Annotated in this window: 18 protein-coding genes and 3 tRNA genes; 16 read left to right on the forward strand and 5 right to left on the reverse strand. The window is 63.2% G+C overall.

Going from position 1 to position 22,415, the window contains the following annotated elements:
* Window positions 1-141: 141 nt before the first annotated feature.
* Window positions 142-2,514: a phosphoenolpyruvate synthase gene (gene ppsA, locus B0E48_RS08720; protein WP_077517759.1), complete on the reverse strand. Its 2,373-nt coding sequence runs from the start codon at window positions 2,512-2,514 to the stop codon at window positions 142-144.
* 231 nt (window positions 2,515-2,745) lie between these two features.
* Here ppsA and B0E48_RS08725 point away from each other — a divergent pair, with 231 nt between their 5' ends.
* Together B0E48_RS08725 and B0E48_RS08730 are read left to right on the forward strand one after the other, a co-directional pair.
* Window positions 2,746-3,561, forward strand: a complete 816-nt coding sequence (locus B0E48_RS08725) for a pyruvate, water dikinase regulatory protein (RefSeq protein ID WP_077517760.1) — start codon at window positions 2,746-2,748, stop codon at window positions 3,559-3,561.
* A gap of 27 nt (window positions 3,562-3,588) precedes the next feature.
* Window positions 3,589-4,050, forward strand: coding sequence for a DUF1249 domain-containing protein (locus B0E48_RS08730; protein ID WP_077517761.1), 462 nt, complete (start codon window positions 3,589-3,591; stop codon window positions 4,048-4,050).
* Window positions 4,051-4,114: 64 nt separating this feature from the next.
* Here the strand turns inward: B0E48_RS08730 and B0E48_RS08735 are convergent.
* The 3 genes from B0E48_RS08735 to B0E48_RS08745 all read right to left on the reverse strand — a co-directional run bounded on the left by B0E48_RS08735 (window position 4,115) and on the right by B0E48_RS08745 (window position 4,382).
* Window positions 4,115-4,191: transfer RNA gene (locus tag B0E48_RS08735), tRNA-Asp, on the reverse strand.
* Window positions 4,192-4,221: 30 nt separating this feature from the next.
* Window positions 4,222-4,297: transfer RNA gene (locus tag B0E48_RS08740), tRNA-Glu, on the reverse strand.
* 9 nt (window positions 4,298-4,306) lie between these two features.
* Window positions 4,307-4,382, reverse strand: a tRNA-Ala gene (locus B0E48_RS08745).
* Window positions 4,383-4,551: 169 nt separating this feature from the next.
* On the opposite strand from B0E48_RS08745, the gene B0E48_RS08750 reads away from it, so the two are divergent.
* The 5 genes from B0E48_RS08750 to B0E48_RS08770 all read left to right on the forward strand — a co-directional run bounded on the left by B0E48_RS08750 (window position 4,552) and on the right by B0E48_RS08770 (window position 9,600).
* A complete protein-coding gene (locus B0E48_RS08750) occupies window positions 4,552-6,318 on the forward strand; it encodes a cation:proton antiporter (RefSeq protein ID WP_077517762.1) in 1,767 nt (588 codons plus the stop codon).
* 162 nt (window positions 6,319-6,480) lie between these two features.
* Entirely contained in the window at window positions 6,481-7,266 is a 786-nt protein-coding gene (locus B0E48_RS08755; protein ID WP_077517763.1) for an FKBP-type peptidyl-prolyl cis-trans isomerase, read from the forward strand.
* Between the two features lie 141 nt (window positions 7,267-7,407).
* Window positions 7,408-8,751: a UDP-glucose/GDP-mannose dehydrogenase family protein gene (locus tag B0E48_RS08760; protein ID WP_077518358.1), complete on the forward strand. Its 1,344-nt coding sequence runs from the start codon at window positions 7,408-7,410 to the stop codon at window positions 8,749-8,751.
* On the forward strand, window positions 8,748-8,969 hold the full coding sequence (locus B0E48_RS08765) for a SlyX family protein (RefSeq protein ID WP_077517764.1): 222 nt from the start codon (window positions 8,748-8,750) through the stop codon (window positions 8,967-8,969). The genes B0E48_RS08760 and B0E48_RS08765 overlap by 4 nt, the downstream gene beginning before the upstream one ends.
* A 31-nt stretch (window positions 8,970-9,000) precedes the next feature.
* The gene (locus tag B0E48_RS08770; protein ID WP_077517765.1) at window positions 9,001-9,600 is read left to right on the forward strand and encodes a DUF2058 family protein; all 600 of its coding nucleotides are present in this window, start codon (window positions 9,001-9,003) and stop codon (window positions 9,598-9,600) included.
* 80 nt (window positions 9,601-9,680) lie between these two features.
* Here the strand turns inward: B0E48_RS08770 and B0E48_RS08775 are convergent, their stop codons facing one another.
* Entirely contained in the window at window positions 9,681-11,741 is a 2,061-nt protein-coding gene (locus B0E48_RS08775; protein WP_077517766.1) for a 3-hydroxyacyl-CoA dehydrogenase NAD-binding domain-containing protein, read from the reverse strand.
* 310 nt (window positions 11,742-12,051) lie between these two features.
* Here B0E48_RS08775 and B0E48_RS08780 point away from each other — a divergent pair, with 310 nt between their 5' ends.
* The 9 genes from B0E48_RS08780 to rnc all read left to right on the forward strand — a co-directional run bounded on the left by B0E48_RS08780 (window position 12,052) and on the right by rnc (window position 22,397).
* Window positions 12,052-12,546 carry a hypothetical protein gene (locus tag B0E48_RS08780; protein ID WP_077517767.1) on the forward strand — a complete coding sequence of 165 codons (495 nt, stop codon included), beginning with the start codon at window positions 12,052-12,054 and terminating at the stop codon, window positions 12,544-12,546.
* Between the two features lie 28 nt (window positions 12,547-12,574).
* Window positions 12,575-15,136: a GGDEF and EAL domain-containing protein gene (locus B0E48_RS08785; RefSeq protein WP_077517768.1), complete on the forward strand. Its 2,562-nt coding sequence runs from the start codon at window positions 12,575-12,577 to the stop codon at window positions 15,134-15,136.
* A 175-nt stretch (window positions 15,137-15,311) separates the two neighbouring features.
* Entirely contained in the window at window positions 15,312-15,905 is a 594-nt protein-coding gene (gene rpoE, locus B0E48_RS08790) for an RNA polymerase sigma factor RpoE (RefSeq protein WP_174566737.1), read from the forward strand.
* Complete coding sequence (locus B0E48_RS08795) at window positions 15,902-16,585, forward strand: sigma-E factor negative regulatory protein (RefSeq protein WP_077517769.1); 684 nt, start codon at window positions 15,902-15,904, stop codon at window positions 16,583-16,585. The genes rpoE and B0E48_RS08795 overlap by 4 nt, the downstream gene beginning before the upstream one ends.
* Before the next feature lie 189 nt (window positions 16,586-16,774).
* Window positions 16,775-18,247: a DegQ family serine endoprotease gene (locus tag B0E48_RS08800; protein ID WP_077517770.1), complete on the forward strand. Its 1,473-nt coding sequence runs from the start codon at window positions 16,775-16,777 to the stop codon at window positions 18,245-18,247.
* Window positions 18,248-18,436: 189 nt separating this feature from the next.
* A complete protein-coding gene (gene lepA / locus B0E48_RS08805; RefSeq protein WP_077517771.1) occupies window positions 18,437-20,230 on the forward strand; it encodes a translation elongation factor 4 in 1,794 nt (597 codons plus the stop codon).
* Window positions 20,231-20,275: 45 nt separating this feature from the next.
* Entirely contained in the window at window positions 20,276-21,187 is a 912-nt protein-coding gene (gene lepB / locus B0E48_RS08810; RefSeq protein WP_077517772.1) for a signal peptidase I, read from the forward strand.
* Window positions 21,188-21,349: 162 nt separating this feature from the next.
* Window positions 21,350-21,733 (forward strand): DUF4845 domain-containing protein, encoded by a 384-nt coding sequence (locus B0E48_RS08815; protein ID WP_077517773.1) that lies wholly within the window; start codon window positions 21,350-21,352, stop codon window positions 21,731-21,733.
* 4 nt (window positions 21,734-21,737) lie between these two features.
* Window positions 21,738-22,397 (forward strand): ribonuclease III, encoded by a 660-nt coding sequence (rnc, locus tag B0E48_RS08820; RefSeq protein ID WP_077517774.1) that lies wholly within the window; start codon window positions 21,738-21,740, stop codon window positions 22,395-22,397.
* Window positions 22,398-22,415 lie beyond the last annotated feature (18 nt).

Raw genomic sequence — 22,415 nt, forward strand, 5'->3', positions numbered from 1 at the left:
TGGTCAGGATGCGTTGCTCCGCTGATGCCGGATCAGTCATTGAAACGAAAGTGAGCTGACCGCGATTCCGGCATGTCTGCGAAATGGAAAGGGCCGGATGATTCCGGCCCTCTTGTTCCATGGCAATGGCAGTCAGCCGGCTCAGCTGGCTTTCTTTTTCGCCAGTAGCAGCCAGGTATCGACCACGGTGTCCGGGTTCAGCGACAGCGATTCGATCCCTTGTTCCATCAGCCACTCGGCCAGATCCGGATGGTCGCTCGGGCCCTGGCCACAGATGCCGATGTACTTGCCCTTGGCGCGGGCGGTCTTGATCGCCATCGACAGCAGCTTCTTCACCGCCGGGTCGCGTTCGTCGAACAGGCTGGCGACGATGCTGGAGTCGCGGTCGAGACCGAGGGTGAGCTGGGTCAGATCGTTGGAGCCGATCGAGAAGCCGTCGAAGATATCGAGGAATTCATCGGCGAGCAGGGCGTTCGAGGGCACCTCGCACATCATGATGATCTTTAGGTCGTGCTCGCCCTGCTTGAGGCCGTTTTTGGCCAGCACTTCGATCACCTTGCGGCCTTCGCCCAAGGTGCGCACGAACGGGATCATCACCCATACGTTGTCCAGGCCCATCACTTCACGCACGCGCTTGACCGCCTTGCACTCCAGTCCGAACGCCTCGGCGAAGCTCGGATCGACGTAGCGACTGGCGCCGCGGAAACCGATCATCGGGTTTTCTTCGTGCGGCTCGTAACGCGAGCCGCCGAGCAGGCCGGCGTATTCGTTCGACTTGAAATCCGACAGGCGCACGATCACCGGCTTCGGATAGACCGAGGCGGCGATGGTGGCGATGCCTTCGGCAAGGCGATCCACATAGAAGCTCACCGGATCGGCGTAGCCGGCGATGCGTTCGTCGATCTTCGCCTTGGTCTCGGCGTCCTGCTTGGCGTATTCCAGCAGCGCCTTCGGATGCACGCCGATGTGGCTGGCGATGATCATCTCGAGGCGAGCCAGGCCGATGCCGGCATTCGGCAGCATGCCGAAGTCGAACGCGCGCTCCGGGTTCGCCACGTTCATCATGATCTTCAGCGGCGCTTCGGGCATGTCGCCCAGGTCGGCGGTGACACGCTCGAACTTCAGGATGCCTTCGTAGATCGTGCCGGTGTCGCCCTCGGCACAGGAGACAGTGACCTCGGTGCCGTCGGGGATCAGCTCCAGCGCATTGCCGGTGCCGACCACGGCCGGTACGCCAAGCTCACGCGCGATGATCGCCGCATGGCAGGTGCGGCCGCCGCGGTTGGTGACGATCGCGGAGGCACGCTTCATTACCGGCTCCCAATCGGGATCGGTCATGTCGGCGATCAGCACGTCGCCCGGCTGCACCTTGTTCATGTCGCTCAGCGAGCGGATCACGCGCGCCTTGCCGGCGCCGATCTTCTGGCCGATCGAACGACCTTCGGCGAGCACCTTGCCTTTCTCGCTGAGATGGAAGCGCTCGAGCTGGGTCGTGTGCGAGCGCGACTTCACCGTCTCCGGGCGCGCCTGCACGATGTAGATCTTGCCGGTGTTGCCGTCCTTCGCCCACTCGATGTCCATCGGGCGGTCGTAATGCTTTTCGATGATCAGCGACTGACGCGCCAGCTCCTGCACGTCCTCGTCGTTGATGCAGAACCTATTGCGCATTTCCGCTGGCGTGTCCTCGGTGCGGACGCGTTCGCCGGGCGCGCTGGAATAGACCATGCGCAGCTGCTTGGCACCGAGATTGCGACGCAGCACGGCCGGCTTGCCGTCGCGCAGGGTCGGCTTGAACACGTAGAACTCATCCGGATTGACTGCGCCCTGCACGACCATCTCGCCTAGGCCATAGCTACCGGTCACGAATACCACGTCACGGAAGCCGGACTCGGTGTCCAGGGTGAACAGCACGCCGGACGCGCCGACATCGGAGCGCACCATCAACTGCACACCGGCGGACAGGAACACGTCCTCGTGCTTGAAGCCCTGGTGCACGCGATAGGCGATCGCGCGGTCGTTGTACAGCGAGGCGAAGACTTCCTTCACCTTGTGCAGCACGTCGTCGATGCCGACCACGTTGAGGAAGGTTTCCTGCTGGCCAGCGAACGAGGCGTCCGGCAGATCCTCGGCCGTGGCCGACGAGCGTACGGCGACGGCGATGTCCTCGGCGCCAGCGTCCTTGCACAGCTTGATATAGGCCGCGCGGATAGCCTGCTCGAGCTCGGCCGGCAGGGCAGTGTCGACGATCCAGCCACGGATCTCCTTGCCGGCCGCGACCAGTGTGTCTACATCATCGACATCAAGCGATGCGAGACGCTCCTGGATGCGCTTGGCCAGGCCGCTCTTTTCCAGATACTGCTGGAAGGCGTCAGCGGTGGTGGCGAAGCCACCCGGCACGGACACACCAAGTTTGGCGAGGTTGCCGATCATTTCGCCGAGCGAGGCGTTCTTGCCGCCGACCTTGCCCAGGTCAGTCATGCGCAGTTGGTCGAGCCAAAGCACCAGATCGTTCAAGGGTGTCTCCTCAAGAGCTTTCGATGGATAACGGTATGGATGCGGCAGGCAGACCGGAGGCGGGCTGCAAAGGACTGGTATTGTCCGCTGCCGATGATGCACAGCACAAGAAGACCATTGCCCGGGGATGTCATTCCAACGGCATACCAGTCAGCTGACGGTCAATCGGCGACAGGGTTTTGTGCTTGCGCTAAGGTGCGAACAAACGCACCCACGCGATCGGGACACTGTATGCAGCGCACGGTTTTCTTCATCTCCGACTCCACTGGTATTACCGCGGAGACGATCGGCAACAGCATCCTGGCGCAATTCGAGGGCGTGCAGTTCGACAAGCACCGCCTGCCATTCACCGACAATGCGCACAAGGCGGAGGCGGCCGCGTTGCGCATCAAGACCAACTACGCGCAGAGCGGACAACGCCCAATCGTGGTCAACACCATGGCCGAACGCGCGCTGTGCGACATCGTTGCCGCCAGTGGCGCGCTGATGCTGGATGTATTTGCACCGTTCATCGGACCACTGGAAGAGGAGCTGGCGACCAAGCGCTCGGGTGCGGTCAATCGCTCGCATGGCATGGTCGATTACGCCAAGTACGAGGCACGTATCAATGCGACCAACTACGCGCTTTCCCATGATGACGGCATGGACGTGGATTATTCCCAGGCCGACCTGATCCTGGTCGGGGTATCGCGGTCTGGCAAGACGCCCACCTGTCTGTATATGGCCTTGCATTACGGTGTCAGTGCCGCCAACTATCCGCTGACCGACGAGGACCTGGAAAAACTGGAACTGCCGGTGCGCCTGCGCCCGTACCGGGATCGGTTGTTCGGCTTGACCATCGATCCGCAGCGGCTGACGCAGATCCGCGAGCAGCGTCGCGCGGGCAGCCGTTATGCCACCTTGAAGCAATGCCGCTGGGAGCTGGAGCAGGCCGATCGGCTGATGCGCCAGGCCGGCATTCCCAGCCTCAACACCACGCATGTGTCGATCGAGGAGATCGCCAGCAAGATCTTTGACCGCTTCGGGATCGAGCGGACCATGTTCTGATTGCCGACTGGAGTTGCCACGCCTTTTATGAGTGCCGTACTGGACAATCGCCATAGCCTGCTGCCGGGACGCTTCGAGTTCCTGATGGGGCTGTATGCGGAGAACTATCACCGGCTGACGCGTCTGTTCGCGCCGCAGCAACTCGCGCCTGGTCGCTATGTCTCCGACGTGGATGACGGACTGGACGTGCATCTGCATATACAGGAATGCCATCCCTACACGTTGGAGCTGGAGCTCACCTACGGCTTCGTTGATGCACATACGGGCCAGCGTGCGCCATCGGCACAGCTTCGGATGTATACCGATGCGCATGTGGCCGAGGCGCTGCACTGCCACCCCGGCCGACACTTGTGGCAGGTGCTGGGGCCGTTCACGCCAGCGCATACCGTGTTCCAGCATCGGCTGCGCATGAACGGGTTTCTCTCGCGCTGGCTGGAATATCTGGTGGAGCAGGGACATTCCACCGATACGCTGCGGCCGGTGACTTGAATTGATCGGCGCGGCCAAACGACAGGCAACAAAAAACCCGCACTAGGCGGGCTTTCCGTTTCAGTGGCGGAGCGGACGGGACTCGAACCCGCGACCTCCGGCGTGACAGGCCAGCATTCTAACCAACTGAACTACCGCTCCACATTTCTTTCCAGCTATTGCGGGCCAACTTGGCGTCCCCACGGGGATTCGAACCCCGGTCGCCACCGTGAAAGGGTGATGTCCTAGGCCTCTAGACGATGGGGACAATTCAAGTTGGTGGAGCCAGGCGGGATCGAACCGCCGACCTCCTGCATGCCATGCAGGCGCTCTCCCAGCTGAGCTATGGCCCCGCCGCTGGAAGCCCGAAAGAATAGGTCCGAGTCAGATATCCGTCAAGCTTTTTTTCACGTTCGGTGAACGATGGCAGTCAAGCTCATGCATGGCAGCCGTCGGCGCTTGCGCAGAAGTCGATCGTCGTTCGTTTAAGCTGCAGCGATCTGATGCTTGAAGAGTCGTGGCATGCACGAAATCGGTTTCATCCGCGATCTTGCCATGGTGATGCTGGTGGCCGGTGCCACCACGATCCTGTTCCAGCGGCTGCGCCAGCCGGTGCTGCTGGGTTACATCCTGGCCGGTGTGCTGATCGGCCCGCATACGCCGGGCATGCTGGTGGCCGATCCGCGCGCGATCGATGACATCTCCAATCTCGGTGTCGTGCTGCTGATGTTTACGCTGGGCTTGGAGTTCAGCGTACGCAAGCTGCGTGAGGTCGGCATCGGCGTGCTGGCTGTGGCGGTGGGCGAGGTTGGCCTGATGTTGTGGATCGGTGCAGGCATCGGCGGCTTGTTCGGCTGGAAGGGCATGGATGCGCTGTTCCTCGGCGCGATCATCTCGCTGTCGTCGACGATGGTGGCAACCCGCACTCTGGCGGAAGCCGGTCAGCGGCATCAGCGTTTTGCGCAGCTGGTGGTGGGCCTGCTGGTGGCTGAGGACATGCTGGCGATCGTCATGCTCACCTTGCTGACGGCGGTGGCGATCGGCGGTTCGGTGCAGGCAGAGACTGCATTCACATTGATTGGCCATCTCGGCCTGTTCGTGGTGGTGGGGATGATTCTCGGCCTGCTGTTGCTGCCGCGGCTGGTGGACTACGTGGCCGGGTTTGGTCGCGATGAAACCTTGCTGGTCAGCGTGCTGGGCATCTGTTTTGGCGCCAGCCTGCTGGCTGCGTGGATGGGCTTCAGTGTGGCGCTGGGTGCATTCCTGGCCGGGGCGGTAGTGGCCGAATCGCGCAGCGTGGGACGCGTGCTGCACCTGGTGGAGCCGCTGCGTGACATGTTCGCGGCGCTGTTCTTCGTCGCGATCGGCCTGAAGATCGATCCGTCTATGCTGCTGCAGTACGCATTGCCGGCGTTGCTGATTGCGCTGGCGGTGATTGTCGGCAAGACGCTGATATGCAGCCTGGGCATCTTCGTGGTTGGTCACGATGGGCGCACGGCATTGCGCTCGGGGCTGGGCATGGCGCAGATCGGTGAATTCTCGTTCGTGATCGCCACGCTTGGACTCTCGCTTGGCGTGATCAGCAATTTCATCTACCCGATTGCCGTGGCGGTATCCGTGCTGTGCATGGCGGCTTCGCCGTATCTGACCCGCTCGGCGGACGGGCTGGCGAATGGCCTGCGATGGCTGACGCCGCGTTCGATCCGCCTGCTGGCGACCAGTTACAGCGGCTGGCTGGAAAATCTCAAGCCGGTCAACGAGAACGCGGCGATCGCTGCAATTTTCCGCCGGCTGCTGTGGCATATCGCGATCAACGTGCTGCTGGTGGTAACCCTGTTCATCGTGGGCGCCTATATCAATGCGCACAACTGGAGCTGGTTCACGATGTTCGGTATCGATCGCGATCTGCGGCACACGCTGATCTGGGCGTGTGCATTGTTTCTTTCGCTGCCCATGCTGATCGCGATCTATCGCAAGGCCGAGGCGCTGGGCATGTTGCTGGCCGAGATCGGCATACGTGAGCGGTTTGCGGGAGCCTATACGCAGGCGATCCGTAACGTGCTGGCGCGTGTCATTCCGTTGGTGACACTGCTGGGACTGGGTTTGCTGGTCAGCGTGCTCGGTTCGACGATCCTGCCGCCGCGTAGCATCGCGTTGTTGCTGGTGGTACTCGGCTTGGTGCTGGCGGTGGTGCTGTGGCGCGCTTTGGTGCAGATGCATGCGCGCCTGCAGGCGGCGTTGAAGGAAACCCTGAACAAACCGGGGCCATCGGCGGGCGGTCCGGGCTGATTGGCCGGATCTAGCATTGGCGCTGGGAACCTTTATGCAGACTGACGGTCGGAGCCCTGCAACGTTGCCAAGACCGGACAAGCACCGCACAATGCGAGGCCTGCCTCCATCGGGGGGGCCCGGCCGGCAACGCCGGCATATCCATACATGAGGGAGTTTCGAATGAAGCATTTTCTGCGTCCCACGCTGATGGCGGCCGCGATGGCCGTTGCGCTGGGCATGACTGCGGGCGTGTACGCTCAGGCCGCCAAGACCGGCGCCGCCGCCCCGGCCGCGGGTACGGTCGACAAGGCCAAGGCCAGCTACGTAGTGGGTTGGGAAATCGCTTCCCAGGTTCCGCCGATCATGCGTGACGAGCTGGACGCTGCGGCCGTTGGCCGTGCCGTGCAGGCGGCGCTGTCCGGCCAGAAGCCGAGCATGAGCGAAGCCGAAGCCAAACAGGTGCATGACGCGTTCATGGCCAAGATCCAGGCCAAGTACCAGGCCGAGATGACCCGGGTCGGCGCCAAGAACAAGGCCGAGGGCGACGCCTTCCTGGCCAAGAACAAGAGCGCTGCGGGCGTGAAGACCACAGCCTCGGGCCTGCAGTACCAGGTGATCAGCCAGGGTACCGGCGCACGTCCGGGTCCGAACGACACGGTGAAAATCGACTACACCGGTACCTTCATCGACGGGACCGTATTCGACGCTTCGGCAAAGCACAATCCGCCGGGTCCGGCACCGATCCCGCTGGCTGGCGTGATTCCCGGTTTCCGCGAAGGTCTGCAGCTGATGCAGGTAGGCGGCCATTACAAGCTGTTCATCCCGGCGTCGCTGGCCTACGGTGCTGAACCGCAGCCGCCGATGCCGCCGAATGCTACGCTGATCTTCGACGTGACTCTGGTCGGCACCGGCCCGACGCCGGCTGGCGCTGCTCCCCAGGGTGGCGCTCCGGGTGGCGGCCAGTAATACCGTTACGCGGTCGTGACATGACAGAAGGGCGCGGAGTGATCCGCGCCCTTCTGCTTTTTGGTCGTCGTCAATGCCGTGTGCCGTCGGCTGCGCGGTTAGAATAGGCGGCTTACGTTTCAAGGGATCATCACGACGATGATGAAGGTCACCATATTCGGCACCGGTTATGTGGGGCTGGTCACCGGCGCCTGCCTGGCGGAAATGGGCAATCACGTGATCTGCGTCGACGTCGACGCGGACAAGATCGAACGCCTGAAACGCGGCGAGATTCCGATCTACGAGCCGGGTCTGGAAGCGATCGTCAAACGCAACCACGCCAGCGGACAACTCGATTTCACCATCGACGCGGCTCCCGCGATCGCGCATGGTGAGGTGATCTTCATCGCCGTCGGCACCCCGCCGGATGAGGACGGCAGTGCGGATCTGAAGTATGTGCTGGCAGTGGCCGGGACGATTGGCCGGCATCTGGATCGCTACACCGTGGTGGTAAACAAGTCGACTGTGCCGGTCGGCACCGCCGATCGAGTGCGCGAGGCATTGGCGTCGGAATTGGTTGCGCGCAACGCCAAGGTCGGGTTCGACGTGGTATCCAACCCGGAATTCCTGAAGGAAGGCGCGGCCGTGGAAGACTGCCTGCGGCCGGACCGGATCATCGTGGGCGCCTCCAGCGAACGTGCGGTGGCGGTGTTGCGCAAGCTGTACGCGCCGTTCAACCGCAATCACGAGCGCATGGTGCTGATGGACGAACGCTCGGCCGAACTGACCAAGTACGCCGCCAATGCGATGTTGGCGACCAAGATCAGTTTCATGAACGAGATCGCGAATATCGCCGAGCGGGTCGGTGCCGACGTGGAACTGGTGCGCCAGGGTATCGGCTCGGATCCGCGGATCGGCTACCACTTCATCTATCCGGGCGCCGGTTACGGCGGCTCGTGTTTCCCCAAGGACGTGCAGGCGCTCGAACGCACCGCGCACAGCTACGGTTATGAGGCACGCCTGCTCGGTGCCGTCGAGGCGGTGAACCTGCAGCAGAAGGGCAAGCTGTTCGAACTGATTTCGCGTCACTTCGACGGGCGGCTGGCCGGCAGGACCATCGCGCTGTGGGGACTGGCGTTCAAGCCGAATACCGACGACATGCGCGAGGCTTCCAGTCGGCAGCTGATGGAGGCGTTGTGGGAGGCCGGCGCCAAGGTGCGCGCGTTCGATCCGGAAGCGCGTGCGGAAGCCCGCCGGCTGTACGGCGAACGCGAGGATCTGGTGCTGTGCGAGCACGCCAACGAAGCTCTGCAGGGCGCCGATGTGCTGGCGGTGGTGACCGAGTGGAAGGCCTTCCGCAGTCCCGATTTTTCGCGGGTCCGTGCTGCGCTGGCCGAGCCGGCGATCTTCGATGGCCGCAATCTGTACGATCCCGCGGCGGTGGAGGAGGCTGGTCTGGCCTATTACGGCATCGGCCGTGGCCGCAGCCTGAGAGTGACCCGATGAATGCAAACGACGCACATGAGCAGCGGCTCGACGAGATGGAGGTCAAGCTGACCTTCATCGATGACACGGTGCAGGCGCTGGCGAGCGCGGACGCCGATTTGTCGCAGCGGATAGCTGCGCTGGAACGTGCGATGCGCGAACTGCATGGCGAGCTTTCGGCGATGCGCGTCGCGCAGGCCGATGACCCGCACAACGAACCTCCGCCGCCGCATTACTGATATTCCAGATCACCGACCACGGATCATTCTCATGGCCGATTCCCTGCGCGATCAGCTGCTCAAGAGCGGCATCGTCAAACAGGTTCAGGTAACCCGCGTTCAAACGGACCGTCCGCGCGAAGACAAACGCAACGCGCCGCCGCAACCCGGCAAACCCGTGCGCAAGGGCGGCGGAAAGCCGCACGTCTCGTCGCACGCGCCACGACCAGCGCGACAGAGTCAGGAAGACATTGACCTGGCCAAAGCCTATGCGATACGCGCACAGACCGAAGCGCATGAGCGCAAGCGGGTTGAACAGGAAGCTGCTGAGCAGGCCCGGATGCGTCGGGAGCGTAAATTGCAGATCCAGCAATTGCTCGACGGCAAGGTGCTGAACAAGGCCGAGGCCGATCAGCCACGCAATTTCGAATACGGCGGCAAGATCCGTCGGGTGCATGTGGATGCCGCGCAGCTGGCGGCACTCAATGCCGGTGAGCTGGGCGTAGTGCAGCAAGGCGGCCGCTACCTGCTGGTCAGCCGCGAGATCGCCGAACAGGTGCGGGCCATCGATGCACATCTGGTCGCGCTGCTGATCGATCCGAATGCAAGCGGCGTGGGTGACGACGGCGTGCCAGACGATCTGATGTGGTGACAAGCGAGAAGTGAGTAGTGTAGGAGTGAAAAAAGAGTGGGCGACGTGTTGCTTTTACTCACTTCTCACTCCTCATCCACTCACTCCTCGCTCTTGCTTTCCAGAGCGGAATGATCCCAGCCGTTCTTCGGCTTGAAGCGGTCGCCGTAGCGCTGGGCCAGTTGCTGCAGTCTTGTCTTGAGCTTGTCGGCGCCTTCGCTGCGCGCGTACTGGATCGGGCCGCCGCGGAACGGCGCAAAGCCGGTGCCGAAGATCACCCCCGCGTCGAGCAGGTCGGCATCATCGACCACGCCATCGGCGAGACAGGCGATCGCTTCGTTGACCATCGGCAGGATCATGCGCTCCTGCAGGTCCGGCGGCGTCACATAGTCCTTGTCGATTTCGGGTTTCTGCGGCTTGCCGTCCTGCCAGATATACAGACCCTGGCCGTCCTTCTTGCCGCGCTTGCCGACTTCAATCTTGTCGTCCAGGCCTGACGGCACTTCCAGTCCGAGGAACGGTGCGAGTTCCTTGCCGACCGAGGCGCAGACGTCCAGACCCACGGTGTCGGCCAGTTCGATCGGTCCCATCGGCATGCCGAACTTCTTCGCTTCGCGATCCAGCACCGGCCCCGGCACGCCTTCGCCGTACAAGCGCATCGCTTCCAGCAGGTACGGCATCAGGATGCGGTTGACCAGGAAACCCGGCGTACCCTTGACCACCACTGGAAGTTTGCCGATCGCCTTGCAGAACGCCAGCGCGCGTTTCTCGATCGCCGGATCGAGCTGATCATGACGCACCACTTCGACCAGCGGCATCTGCGCCACCGGATTGAAGAAGTGCAGGCCGAGGAAGCGTTGCGGTGCCTTCAGGCTTCCGCGTAATTGATCCAGCGGAATGCTGGACGTATTGCTGGCGAGGATCTCGTCGGTCTGGAACTGCGGCTCGATCCTGGCGTACAACTCACGCTTCGCCTCGGCATTCTCGTAGATCGCCTCGATCGCCAGATCGGCTGTTGCCACCCCGCTGCCTTCGACGTCGGCGCGCAGGCGACGGACGGCTACCTCGATCTGCTCCGGCACCTTCAGCTTCTTCTCGTACAACTGGCGGGCACGATCCAGTGCAGGCTGGATGAATTTCATCTCGCGGTCCTGCAGGGTCACCTCGAAACCCTTGAGCGCGGCCCACGCGGCGATGTCGCCGCCCATCACGCCGGCACCGACCACATGTACGTGCTTGATGCCTGGATCAGTACCGCCACCCTGGCCCTTCAGGCGCTCCTGCAGGAAGAAGAGGCGGATCAGGTTCTGCGCGGTCGGCGTCTTGGCAAGCTTCGCCACCGAGCGTGCCTCGAGTTTCAGCCGCTGCTGGATATCGGAGCCGCCGCGCTTCCATACGTCGATCATCGCAAACGGTGCTGGGTAGTGTTCCTTGCGCACCTTCGCTGCGGTCTGCTTGAGCACCACCGGGGCGAGGATCTGCCGCGCCAGCCAGGTGTTGGTGGCCCAGGCCTTGGCGCGCCGCGCGAATGGGTGTGGTTGCGGGCGACGCAACAGCAGGCGCGCCTCGACCAGCAGCTCCTCGGGACGAGCCAGGCGATCGACTACGCCCAGACCCAGCGCGCGTTTGGCCGACAGCGACTTGCCGGTGAGCATCAGCGGCAGGGCTTCGGTGGCGCCGATCAACCGTGGCAGGCGTGCCGTGCCACCCCAGCCGGGATGGATGCCGAGCATTACCTCGGGTAGCGCGATCCGGGTCTTGTCGTCATCGGCTGCGATGCGCTGGCGGCAGGCCAGGATCAGTTCGGTGCCGCCACCCATGCAGGCACCGTGTACGGCGGCCACCGTCGGGCAGGGCAGGCGCGCCAGCGATTCGTAGACGCGCTGACCGTGCTCGATGTTTTCCAGCACGGTGTCGTGCTTCGCGTACTCGACGAAAGCCTTGATGTCGGCACCCACTGCAAACCCGGCGGGCTTGGCCGAATGGATGATCACACCGGCCGGTTTTTCGATCGCCAGCCGCTCGACGATCTGTTCGAGCTCGTCCAGAACGGCGCGGGAAATCGCGTTGACGCTGCTGTCGGCACGGTCGAGCGCCAGCGTGACGATGCCGTCATCACCCTCGCTGGTCTTCCAGTGGTTGAAGCGCAATCCTTCGAACATGGGGATACAGGCGTGGTGGGGGAGGCCTGAACCATACCGTCCCGCCGTCGCGATTGCGAGATGTGACGCGCGTGCTTGACCATGACCGGGAAGCGGGTATGAAATCCATCAGTTGCCGGAAACCAACTCGTTGGGCGTGGCTGTTTCGTCTGGCATGCCGGCGAATGGACTGTCTGACTGGACAGCGGGGCGGTTCGGCGTGGTTCAATGCGTCACCTTCAGGCCGGATCGGCCACTGGGCTGCATTGCCAGCCACGAAGGGTCTGGTTTCACCACGGTATTACCGCAGGCACTGCAGGACAGGGATGCAATGACTTCCGTGATGGCTTCCACTTCACCGCAAGCCGGCGCCGATATTTTCGAACGCATCCTGGCGGCATCCAGCGGCCTGGTTGTGCTGGACTGCAAGGACGCCCACGTGCTGATCGAGCAGTTCCGGGCGATTGCCCGGCATACCGGCCAGGCGGTTTATCTGTGGCAACCGGATACCGGGCTGGGCAGCCTGCGTGACGCCCATGCGCGGGTGCCGGATTGCCAACGGCTGGGCAACGCGCTGCGCTACATGCAGCAAAGCATGCATTTCGGTGTCTATTTCCTGCTGGGACTGGAGTTGCCGTTGTCGGCGATGGACGCCACCTTGCTGCGCCAGCTGGCTCGCGCCCCGAAGGAACATCTGCGGCGTGTCGTGCTGATCGATGCGCCAGCGCCACTCACCGAGCATCTGGGTGAGCTGGCGGTACGCATGAGCAGCGAAGACAGCCAGCCGCGGCGTCTGCGCCTGCGTGACGGCCGTTGGCTGGTTTGAGGCCGGATACTTTGAGGCAGACCCGCGCATGAACTCCGGCATCCTGGTAGTCGCTGCACAGCGCGAGTTGCGCCGTCGCCTGTTCGATGCGCTCGACCAGGCGGGTTATCCGCAGATCCACAGTGCGCGTGACGTATCGCATGCGGCGATCCTGCTGGAAGGGCGTCCGCCGTTGCCGCCGTTGCAACTGATGGTGGTGGTACTGGCTGGCGACCAGCAGCAGGCGCTGAGTGTCTGTGAGCAGTTGCGCCGGCTGCCGGGCGGATCCGAGACACCGCTGATCGTGGTGTTGGCCGAGGAGGCCACGCTCAGTTCAGCCGATCTGCCGGCGGGCATCACCGACTGGTTGTCGGCTTCGCAGATCGGCACCGAGCTGGTGGCGCGCTGGCGGCGCGCGCTGGCAACGCCGCAAGACCTGCGCAAGGTGTTGTTGCCCGACAGTGACGCGCATGAGGATTACCGCTACGTGTTCGAGGAGGGCAACAGCGAATGGATGATTGTCGATGCCCAGAGCGGTCGTCTAGTGGAGGTCAGTCCGACCGTAGTCCGGCATAGTCGGCTGCATGCCAGTCAATGGGAAGGGTTGTTGCTGTCAGAGGTGCTGCGCTTCGAGGGCGTTGCGCTCGCGCAGGTGCTGGCCGAAGCGAACCGCAACTGGTATCCATGCCAGCGCAAATCGGTGCAGGGCGCCGATACCGGCCAGGCCAGCGTGCGCCGCATACGGCATGCCGGGCGCGACGCGCTGGCACTGATGTTCCGCAGCGATCGGGCCGACCTGCGCGCTGAGGCGGCGTTGTCCCTGCTCTCGCGCATTTTTGCCTCGACCAGTGGTGTCGATGCGCAGGGGGCTGCCGCTCGTCTGCTGTTCGACGAGCTGGGGCTGGATTATCTGGCGGTCTGGTCGGCGCGCCAGGATAGTGCCGATGCGCCCATGCAGATGCTGCAATTGTGGAATGGCGATGATCCGGTGTGGCCGCCAGCGCAACTGCAGACTTCGTTGCAGCTGGTGCTGGGCGGCAAGCCGATTCTGTATCGGTCCGATGCGAAGCGGCTGGCGCCGGTCGATCCCTTGCTGCAGCAACTCGATCTGTCCGGGTTTGCCGGTTTGCCGCTATACGACGAACGCCACACCGTGCTTGGTGCCATGCTGGCCGGCAGTCGTCGGGGTTTCGGTGTGATGGGCATCATCGAGCCGGTATTGCGCTGCTCCGCCGCCCGCTTCGCGCAGGTGCTGGAGCTGGGGCGCACGCGCGAACAGGGTCGCGCGGAGGGTCTGGTCGATGCGTTGACCGGCTTGCCGAACCGCTTGTTGTTCAATGACCGGCTGGACACGATCATTCGCGAGGCGATCCGCAACGGCGAGTGTTTCGCAGTGCTGTTCGTCGACCTCGACCGCTTCAAGACGATCAACGACACCTACGGCCATGCCGCCGGCGATCAGGTGCTGCGGACAGTCACGCAACGCCTGTGTGGCAGCATCCGCGCCTCTGACACCGTGGCGCGCTACGCCGGCGACGAGTTCACCATCGTGTTGCGACATATCGTGAAGAACGACGATGTGTCGCGCGTGGCTGAAAAGATCGTGCAGTTGATGGAAGCGCCGCTGTACCTCGACGATGGCACGGAGCTCCAGGTCACCGCGTCGATGGGTCTGAGCTTCTTCCCCGACGATGCGGGCGATGCACAGACCCTGCTGAAGCATGCCGACGAGGCGATGTATGCGGCCAAGCATCTCGGCCGCAACAATTTCCAGATCTACGAGGTGAGCCCGGAGTACGCGCAGGAACACGGCATGGCGTTGAAGACGCGATTGCGTCATGCCGAAAGCCATGGCGAGTTTCGGGTGGTCTATCAGCCGCAGGTCGATGCCGAGAGCGAAGATATCGTCGGCATGGAGGCGCTGGTGCGCTGGGAGCATCCGGAGCTGGGCATGATCAGCCCGGCGGTATTTATTCCGCTGGCCGAGGAGAGCGGCCTGATCGTCTCGATCGGCGAATGGGTGATGCGCACCGCTTGCCATCAGGCCATGGAATGGGAGCAGCGCTACGGACTGCGCCTGCGGCTGGGCGTGAATCTGTCCGCCGTGCAGCTGATGGAGCCGAAGCTGCTGGATACCGTGGCCAGGGTGTTGCGCGAGACCGGCATGGATCCCACCCTGCTCGAACTGGAGATCACCGAGAGCATCAGCATCAAGGAGGCGCCGAACCTGGTCGAGAACCTGCATGCACTGCACCGGCTGGGCTGCCATATCGCGATCGACGATTTCGGCACCGGTGCAGCCTCGCTGGACTATCTGCGCCGGCTGCCAGCCGACCGCATCAAGATCGACCAGAGTTTCGTGCGCAACATCGGTGTCGATCCCGACGACGAGGCGATCGTGCGCGCCACTATCGAGATGGCACATCGACTGAAGCGTGCGGTGGTGGCGGAGGGCGTGGAAATCGAACAGCACATGCAGTTCCTGCGCAGTCATGGTTGCGACGAGCTGCAGGGCTATCTGTTCTGCCGGCCGCTGCAGCCAGTCAGTTTCGACAAGTTGCTGGCCGAGCGGCAGCGTCTGCTGGAAGTGCAGGTGACCGAACCGGCTTGAGCCGGTGGTCGGAGCCCCCATAACAGGCATGACAATCAGTGAACGGCCCGTGCGTTATGGTTCGCGAGATACCACGCACACTGAACTTGCGCGATCGACGATGGTCTGATCCGCGCATTCAGTTCCCAACAAGTTCCCGCAGCGGATGACGGCATTGACGATGGATACGGCCCGGATGGGCGAAAACGAACTGGATCGCGCGCTGGTCGAACGTGTCCAGAATGGAGACAAACGGGCCTTCGATCTGCTCGTGCGCAAGTATCAGCACAAGGTGATCGGGCTGGTGTCACGCTATGTAAGGAGCTATGCCGAGTGTGAGGACATCGCGCAGGAGTCGTTCATCCGCGCCTGGCGCGCGATTGGTTCGTTCCGTGGTGACAGCGCGTTCTACACCTGGTTGTACAAGATCGCCGTGAACACCGCCAAGAATCATCTGGTGGCGATGGGGCGGCGGCCGCCGACCGATGACATCGATGCCGAGGATGCCGTGTTCATGGCCGGCGCCGAGCGCATGCACGACAGCGCCACGCCCGAGCGCGAGATGATGCGCCAGGAAATTGAACAATCCGTATTTTCCACTGTCCAAGCCCTGCCCGAAGAGCTGCGGACAGCCATCACGCTGCGCGAGGTGGACGGTCTCAGCTACGATGAAATCGCCGAAGCGATGGGCTGTCCGATCGGTACGGTGCGTTCGCGCATCTTCCGGGCGCGTGAGGCGATCGACGAAAAACTGCGGCCCCTGTTGTCGGACCGCGAGGATCAGGCATGAACCAGACAGACATGAATCAGGACGTGCGGGAAACCCTCTCCACCGGCATCGACGGCGAGTTGTCGAAGGAGCAGTTGCGTTTTCTGCTGCGCCGAATCGACCACGATGCCGCGCTGCAACAGGTGTGGACGCGGTACCACCTCGCCCGCGACGGTTTGCGTCGACAGTTGCCGTCGATGGCCACGGCTGGTTTTGCCGATCGGGTGATGCTGGCGATCGAACAGGAATCGGTACCAGTCGCTGCAGCCACCCGGCGTCATCACTGGCTGCGCTGGTCGGCCGGCGGCGCGATTGCCGCGAGCGTGGCCGCTGCCGCCTTGATGATTACCCAGCCGACTGGCGATGCCGAGCGCAATGCCACTGCGGCGCTGGCCAGCCAGCAGCAGACCAGGGCAGTCGCCCAGGTCGTGCCAGCGAACCGACCGACCACGCCGGCGGCCGTGCCGCCGTGGCTGAGCGGCAACTCTGCCGGGCTGCTCAGCCAGCAGGCATCGGCCACACTGGGCGCCTCGTTTGACGTGAACCAGCCGCTCTATACCCGGCGCCTGTCGGGGTATCCGTCGCTGCCTCGCTACCGCACGCTCGACAACAAGGACGGCAGTTATCTGCTGCTGCTGGATCCGGAGCAACGAGCCACACCGGTCAACACCTCGCGTCAGGCTGCTGCCGTCGCGCAATAGCGTGCCGCGTGTGCCTGTCCGCGGCTCCAAGCCCTCGCCTCGTCTCACACGGCCCCGTCAAGCGGGCCGGATGGTGGCGTGCGCGCTGGTGTCGCTCGGCCCCGTGAAGTGCCACCCATCCCCATCGAGTCCGAAAGCCGTGCCGTCCTGAGGTCTTTCGGGTCGAATCAACCTGAGTAAGGAGGAGTCATGCATCGTTCCATCTTGCGCACGTTCGCGTGCAGTGCGTTGATCAGCGTTGCTGCCATCGGCAGCGTGCAGGCGCAATCGGCACCCACCGCCGCGGCGTTGCCGGATTTCACCACCATCGTGCAGAAAAATGCCGCTGCCGTGGTGCACGTCGAGGCCAAGTACACCGGCGAGAGTTCCCGGACGAATCAGGCTGCGCAGGGGCAGATGACGCCGGACCAGGGCATGCCCGACGACCCCCAGGCCGAAATCTTCCGTCGTTTCTTCGGCATGCCGGCGATGCCGTCGCCGCAGGAGCAGAAACATACCTCGCTCGGCTCCGGCTTCATCATTTCCGGTGACGGCTACATCCTGACCAACAACCACGTCGTCGATCATGCGGACAAGGTGACTGTGCGCCTGCAGGATCGGCGCACGCTGACCGCTAAAGTGATCGGCACCGATCCTACCTACGACATCGCCCTGCTCAAGGTCGAGGCCGGTAGCAGCCTGCCGGCAGTGAGCATCGGCGATTCGCGCAGCCTGAAGCCGGGCCAGTGGGTGCTGGCGATCGGTTCGCCGTTCGGCTTCGACTACACCGTGACCCAGGGCATCGTCAGCGCGGTGGGGCGCAACCTGGGCCAGCGGGACCAGCCATATACCTCGTTCATCCAGACCGACGTGCCGATCAACCGCGGCAATTCAGGCGGCCCGCTGTTCAACCTGCAAGGCCAGGTGGTGGGCATCAATTCGCAGATCTATTCCAACACCGGCGATTACATGGGCGTGTCGTTCTCGATCCCGATCGATGTGGCGATGAACGCGGTGCAGCAACTCAAGAGCAAGGGCTACGTATCGCGCGGCATGCTCGGGGTGACCGTGCAGCCGGTTGGCGATGACATGGTCAAGGCGTTCAAGCTCGACAATGGTGTGGGTGCCGCCGTGGTCGAAGTCACTCCTGGCAGCGGGGCGGCCAAGGCGGGCATCCAGCCGGGCGATATCGTGCTCAGCTACAACGGCCAGGTATTGCAGCAGTCCGCGGATCTGCCGCCACTGGTCGGCATGACCAAGCCGGGCAGCAAGGTGCCGGTCGAGATCCTGCGCAATGGCAAGAGGCAGACACTCGAAGTCACCATCAGTGAAACATCACGTGACCAGTCCGTGGCAGGCAAGCCGGACGCCACACCATCCGCGCACAGCGGCACCGCCGCGCTGGGCCTGACCGTGCAGGCGCTGGACAATGACACCCGCAAGCAACTCGGTTTGGCGTCGGGGCAGGGCGTGGTGATCAGCGACATCAGCGGTCCGGTGGCGGCACAATCTGCCTTGCAGGCCGGCGACGTGATCCTGATGGTCAACCAGCAGAAGATCGGCAGCGTGGCCGAGTTCCAGGCAGCGACGAAGGGCGTGAAGGCCGGCGATACGGTGCTGCTGCTGGTGCGTCGGGGCGAACAGAGCCAGTTCATCGGTCTGACCGTGCCGGTCGGCAAGTAGCCCCGCGATCAGCCGTGACGCTGCTACCAGCATGGGTGTCCCGCGCGAACACCCATGCTGCAGAGCCTCGCACGGTGGCAACGGCGGGTTCCATGCGATAATGCCGGGTTAGCGTCGCCCAACGGCGATGCGCTGTCATGCATGGTGCGTGGTGGCAACGACCCAAGCCCGACAGGCCGCCCGCGTTCCATGGAATTGATCCGCAACTTCTCCATCATTGCCCATATCGACCACGGCAAGTCGACCCTCGCCGACCGCATCATCCAGATCTGCGGCGGTCTGGCCGATCGCGAGATGGAAGCGCAGGTGCTGGACACCAATCCGATCGAGCGCGAGCGTGGCATCACGATCAAGGCGCAGTCAGTGTCGCTGCCGTACACCGCGCGCGACGGCAAGACCTATCAGCTGAATTTCATCGATACCCCCGGCCACGTCGATTTCTCCTATGAAGTCAGCCGCTCCCTGGCTGCCTGCGAGGGCGCACTGCTGGTGGTCGACGCGGCACAAGGCGTCGAGGCGCAGTCGGTGGCAAACTGCTACACCGCGGTGGAGCAGGGGCTGGAAGTGGTGCCGGTGATCAACAAGATCGACCTGCCGACCGCCGATGTCGAAAAGGTCAAACTCGAGATCGAGGCAGTGATCGGTGTCGATGCCACCGACGCGGTGGCGATCAGCGCCAAGACCGGCCTGAATGTGATCGAGGTGCTGGAGGCGATCATCGCGCGCATCCCGCCGCCGAAGCCGCGCGACACTGACCGGCTGCAGGCACTGATCATCGATTCCTGGTTCGACAACTACCTCGGCGTGGTGTCGCTGGTGCGCGTCATGCAGGGCGAGATCAAGCCCGGCGACAAGCTGCTGGTGATGTCGACCGGACGTACGCATGAGGTCGGCGATGTCGGCGTGTTCACGCCCAAGCGCAAGAAGCTGGACAAGCTCGGCGCCGGCGAAGTGGGCTGGATCAATGCCTCGATCAAGGACGTGCACGGCGCGCCGGTCGGCGACACGCTGACCCATGCCGGCAAGCCGGCCGACAAGCCGCTGCCCGGCTTCCAGACCATGCAGCCGCGCGTGTTCGCCGGACTGTTCCCGGTGTCTTCGGATGATTACCCGGCGATGCGCGAGGCGCTGGACAAGCTGCGCCTGAACGACGCCGCGCTGTTCTTCGAACCGGAGTCCTCCGAGGCGATGGGCTTCGGCTTCCGCTGCGGCTTCCTCGGCATGCTGCACATGGAAATCGTGCAGGAGCGGCTGGAGCGCGAATACGATCTGAACCTGATCACCACCGCGCCGACCGTGGTGTACGAGGTGCTCAAGAGCGACGGTTCGATCCTCATGCTGGACAACCCGGCCAAGCTGCCGACCAACTCCAGCCTGGTGCAGGAGATTCGCGAACCGATCATCGTCGCCAATATCCTCACGCCGCCGGAATACATCGGCAACGTGATCACCCTGTGCGAAGAGAAGCGCGGCGTGCAGCGTTCGATCCAGTACCTGGCGACCCAGGTACAGATCAGCTACGAGATGCCGCTGGCCGAGGTGGTGATGGATTTCTTCGACCGGCTGAAATCCGTCTCGCGCGGCTATGCCTCGATGGACTACCACTTCGAGCGCTTCGAAGCCGGCCCGTTCGTGCGTACCGACGTGCTGATCAACGGCGAGCGCGTCGACGCGCTGAGCCTGATCCTGCATCGCAGCCACGCCGACCGCAAAGGTCGCGAACTGGTCGAGCGGATGAAGGATCTGATCCCGCGCCAGCAGTTCGACGTGGCGATCCAGGCGGCGATCGGCGCACAGATCATCGCGCGTTCCACGGTGAAAGCCTTGCGCAAGAATGTTCTGGCCAAGTGCTACGGCGGCGACGTCAGTCGCAAGAAGAAGCTCCTGGAGAAGCAGAAGGAAGGCAAGAAGCGCATGAAGCAGGTCGGCCGGGTGGAGATTCCGCAGGAAGCCTTCCTGGCTGTTCTGAAGGTGGACAAATAACACATGCGATCAGCGATGATCCGTCTGGCAACCTGGAGTTAAGGCATGGAATTCGATTTTTCAGCGATTCTGCTTGGCCTCACCGTGCTGTTCGGCGTGGTGTGGGGTCTGGATCGCCTGTTCTTGTACAAGCAGCGCAAGGCCCGTCTGGATGCGTCCGGCAAGGAATACAGCGATCCGATGCCGGTGGACTGGGCGCGCTCGCTGTTTCCGGTGGTGCTGGTGGTGTTGCTGCTGCGCTCGTTCGTGGCCGAGCCCTTCCGGATTCCGTCCGGCTCGATGATGCCGACGCTGGATGTAGGCGATTTCATCCTGGTCAACAAGTTCGCCTATGGCCTGCGCATGCCGGCGTTCAACAACAAGTTCGTGAGCGTGGCTGAGCCGAAGCGTGGCGACGTGGTGGTGTTCCGCTTTCCCGGCTACCTGTGCGAAGACGGCGGCACCCTGATCCGCAGTGGCGACATGAGCTGTGCCGATCCGCATGCGCCGGTACCGCAACAGAACTGGATCAAGCGCGTGATCGGTCTGCCTGGCGATACCGTCGAGGTGCATGGCGATGAGCTGGTGGTCAACGGCCAGCCAGTGGCAGCCGACGAGATCGGCCCCTACCTGGGCAACCCGCAGCGCAGCGTGGATCAGGTCATGCTGAACATGGGCGCTACGGTCTGGAACGAACACCTGCCGGGCCAGGGTGGCAGCACGGTCAACCACACCATCGCGCGGATGCCGGCCTACACCACGCCGAATTCGATCCCCAACGAGCGGGTGCCGTCGAAAGTACCGCAGGGCTGCTATCTGGTGATGGGCGACAACCGCAACGACAGCCTCGACAGCCGCTGGTGGGGCTGCATGCCGGAACAGAATCTGGCCGGCAAGGCGTTCCTGATCTGGATGAGCTGGAAGGGCTGGGGTACCGGTGGCGTGGATTTCTCGCGGATCGGCAACGTCATCCATTGATCCGGTTGCCGCGTCAAAGCACGACAGGGTCGAGTGTTCCCAGCGCAGGACCGGCAACAATGCGAGAATCCGCTGGCATAATCGACCCACTGGATCGATCCCGTGGGTGATCGGTATTTGTCATTGATGGGCACGCCGCACAGTCGGCATAGCGAGGGGACTATGAAATCGAAGCAGTCGGGCGTCACCCTGATCGGGTTTCTGATCATCATGGCCGTGGTGGGCTTCTTTGCTTACATCGGGATGAAGCTGCTGCCGTCCTATTCCGAATACATGGGCGTGGTCAAGGCGATGAACCAGATCGCCAGTGAAGGTACCGATGGCAAGACACTGGATGCCATTCGCCGCGAGCTGTTCTTCAAGATGAACTTCCAGTACGTCGACGACGCCACCATCAAGCCGGCGGACATCACCATCCAGCGCAATAGCGGTGGCGCCAACCTGCTGAACGTGAATTACGACAAGCAGATCCCGTTCATGTACAACATCGACTTCCTGCTGCACTTCGACAAGAGCGTGCCATTGCAGGGCAACCTGGGTCAGTAAAACCTTGAACCTGCCTTACCGTTTTCGCGACCCGGCGCTGGCGCAGCTCGCACTCACCCATCGCAGCATCGGCAAACCGAACAACGAACGGCTGGAGTTCCTCGGCGATGCGCTGCTGGGCGCGATCATCGCCGAGATGCTGTATGAGGTGCACCCCAAGGCCAGCGAAGGCGAGTTGTCGCGGTTGCGCGCGCAACTGGTCAATGGCCAGGCGCTGGCCGTGCTGGCGCGCGAACTGGAGCTGGGCGACGGGCTGAAACTCGGCCCCGGCGAATTGAAGAGCGGCGGTTTCCGGCGCGACTCGATCCTCGCCGACGCGTTCGAGGCGCTGGTGGCGGCGGTGTACCTGGACGACGGGTTCGATGCCTGCCGCCATGTTGTACGCGAACTGTTCGGTGAGCGGATCGCGGCGCTGAGGAAGTCCTCCAAGGATGCCAAGACCCGTCTGCAGGAATGGTTGCAGGCCGGCAACTGGCCACTGCCACAGTACGAACTGACCGCCAGTCATGGCGAAGATCACGCCAAGACGTTCGATGTCAGCTGCACGATCAGCGAGCCGCTGCCGCTCGGTGCCGAGGCCCGCGGTGGCAGCCGTCGTGCTGCCGAGCAGGATGCGGCCGAGATCGTGCTGAACCAGCTGCTGGAGCAGCAGCGCAAACCCTGACCCACGCTTTCACCGATC

The sequence above is a fragment of the Rhodanobacter sp. C03 genome (assembly GCF_002001175.1).
Taxonomy (GTDB): Bacteria; Pseudomonadota; Gammaproteobacteria; order Xanthomonadales; family Rhodanobacteraceae; genus Rhodanobacter.

Coding starts and splice junctions, on each gene's coding strand:
- B0E48_RS08725 (WP_077517760.1), top strand. CDS start 2,746: ATGCAGCGCACGGTTTTCTTCATCTCCGACTCCACTGGTATTACCGCG.
- B0E48_RS08730 (WP_077517761.1), top strand. CDS start 3,589: ATGAGTGCCGTACTGGACAATCGCCATAGCCTGCTGCCGGGACGCTTC.
- B0E48_RS08750 (WP_077517762.1), top strand. CDS start 4,552: ATGCACGAAATCGGTTTCATCCGCGATCTTGCCATGGTGATGCTGGTG.
- B0E48_RS08755 (WP_077517763.1), top strand. CDS start 6,481: ATGAAGCATTTTCTGCGTCCCACGCTGATGGCGGCCGCGATGGCCGTT.
- B0E48_RS08760 (WP_077518358.1), top strand. CDS start 7,408: ATGAAGGTCACCATATTCGGCACCGGTTATGTGGGGCTGGTCACCGGC.
- B0E48_RS08765 (WP_077517764.1), top strand. CDS start 8,748: ATGAATGCAAACGACGCACATGAGCAGCGGCTCGACGAGATGGAGGTC.
- B0E48_RS08770 (WP_077517765.1), top strand. CDS start 9,001: ATGGCCGATTCCCTGCGCGATCAGCTGCTCAAGAGCGGCATCGTCAAA.
- B0E48_RS08775 (WP_077517766.1), bottom strand. CDS start 11,741: ATGTTCGAAGGATTGCGCTTCAACCACTGGAAGACCAGCGAGGGTGAT.
- B0E48_RS08780 (WP_077517767.1), top strand. CDS start 12,052: ATGACTTCCGTGATGGCTTCCACTTCACCGCAAGCCGGCGCCGATATT.
- B0E48_RS08785 (WP_077517768.1), top strand. CDS start 12,575: ATGAACTCCGGCATCCTGGTAGTCGCTGCACAGCGCGAGTTGCGCCGT.
- rpoE (WP_174566737.1), top strand. CDS start 15,312: ATGGGCGAAAACGAACTGGATCGCGCGCTGGTCGAACGTGTCCAGAAT.
- B0E48_RS08795 (WP_077517769.1), top strand. CDS start 15,902: ATGAACCAGACAGACATGAATCAGGACGTGCGGGAAACCCTCTCCACC.
- B0E48_RS08800 (WP_077517770.1), top strand. CDS start 16,775: ATGCATCGTTCCATCTTGCGCACGTTCGCGTGCAGTGCGTTGATCAGC.
- lepA (WP_077517771.1), top strand. CDS start 18,437: ATGGAATTGATCCGCAACTTCTCCATCATTGCCCATATCGACCACGGC.
- lepB (WP_077517772.1), top strand. CDS start 20,276: ATGGAATTCGATTTTTCAGCGATTCTGCTTGGCCTCACCGTGCTGTTC.
- B0E48_RS08815 (WP_077517773.1), top strand. CDS start 21,350: ATGAAATCGAAGCAGTCGGGCGTCACCCTGATCGGGTTTCTGATCATC.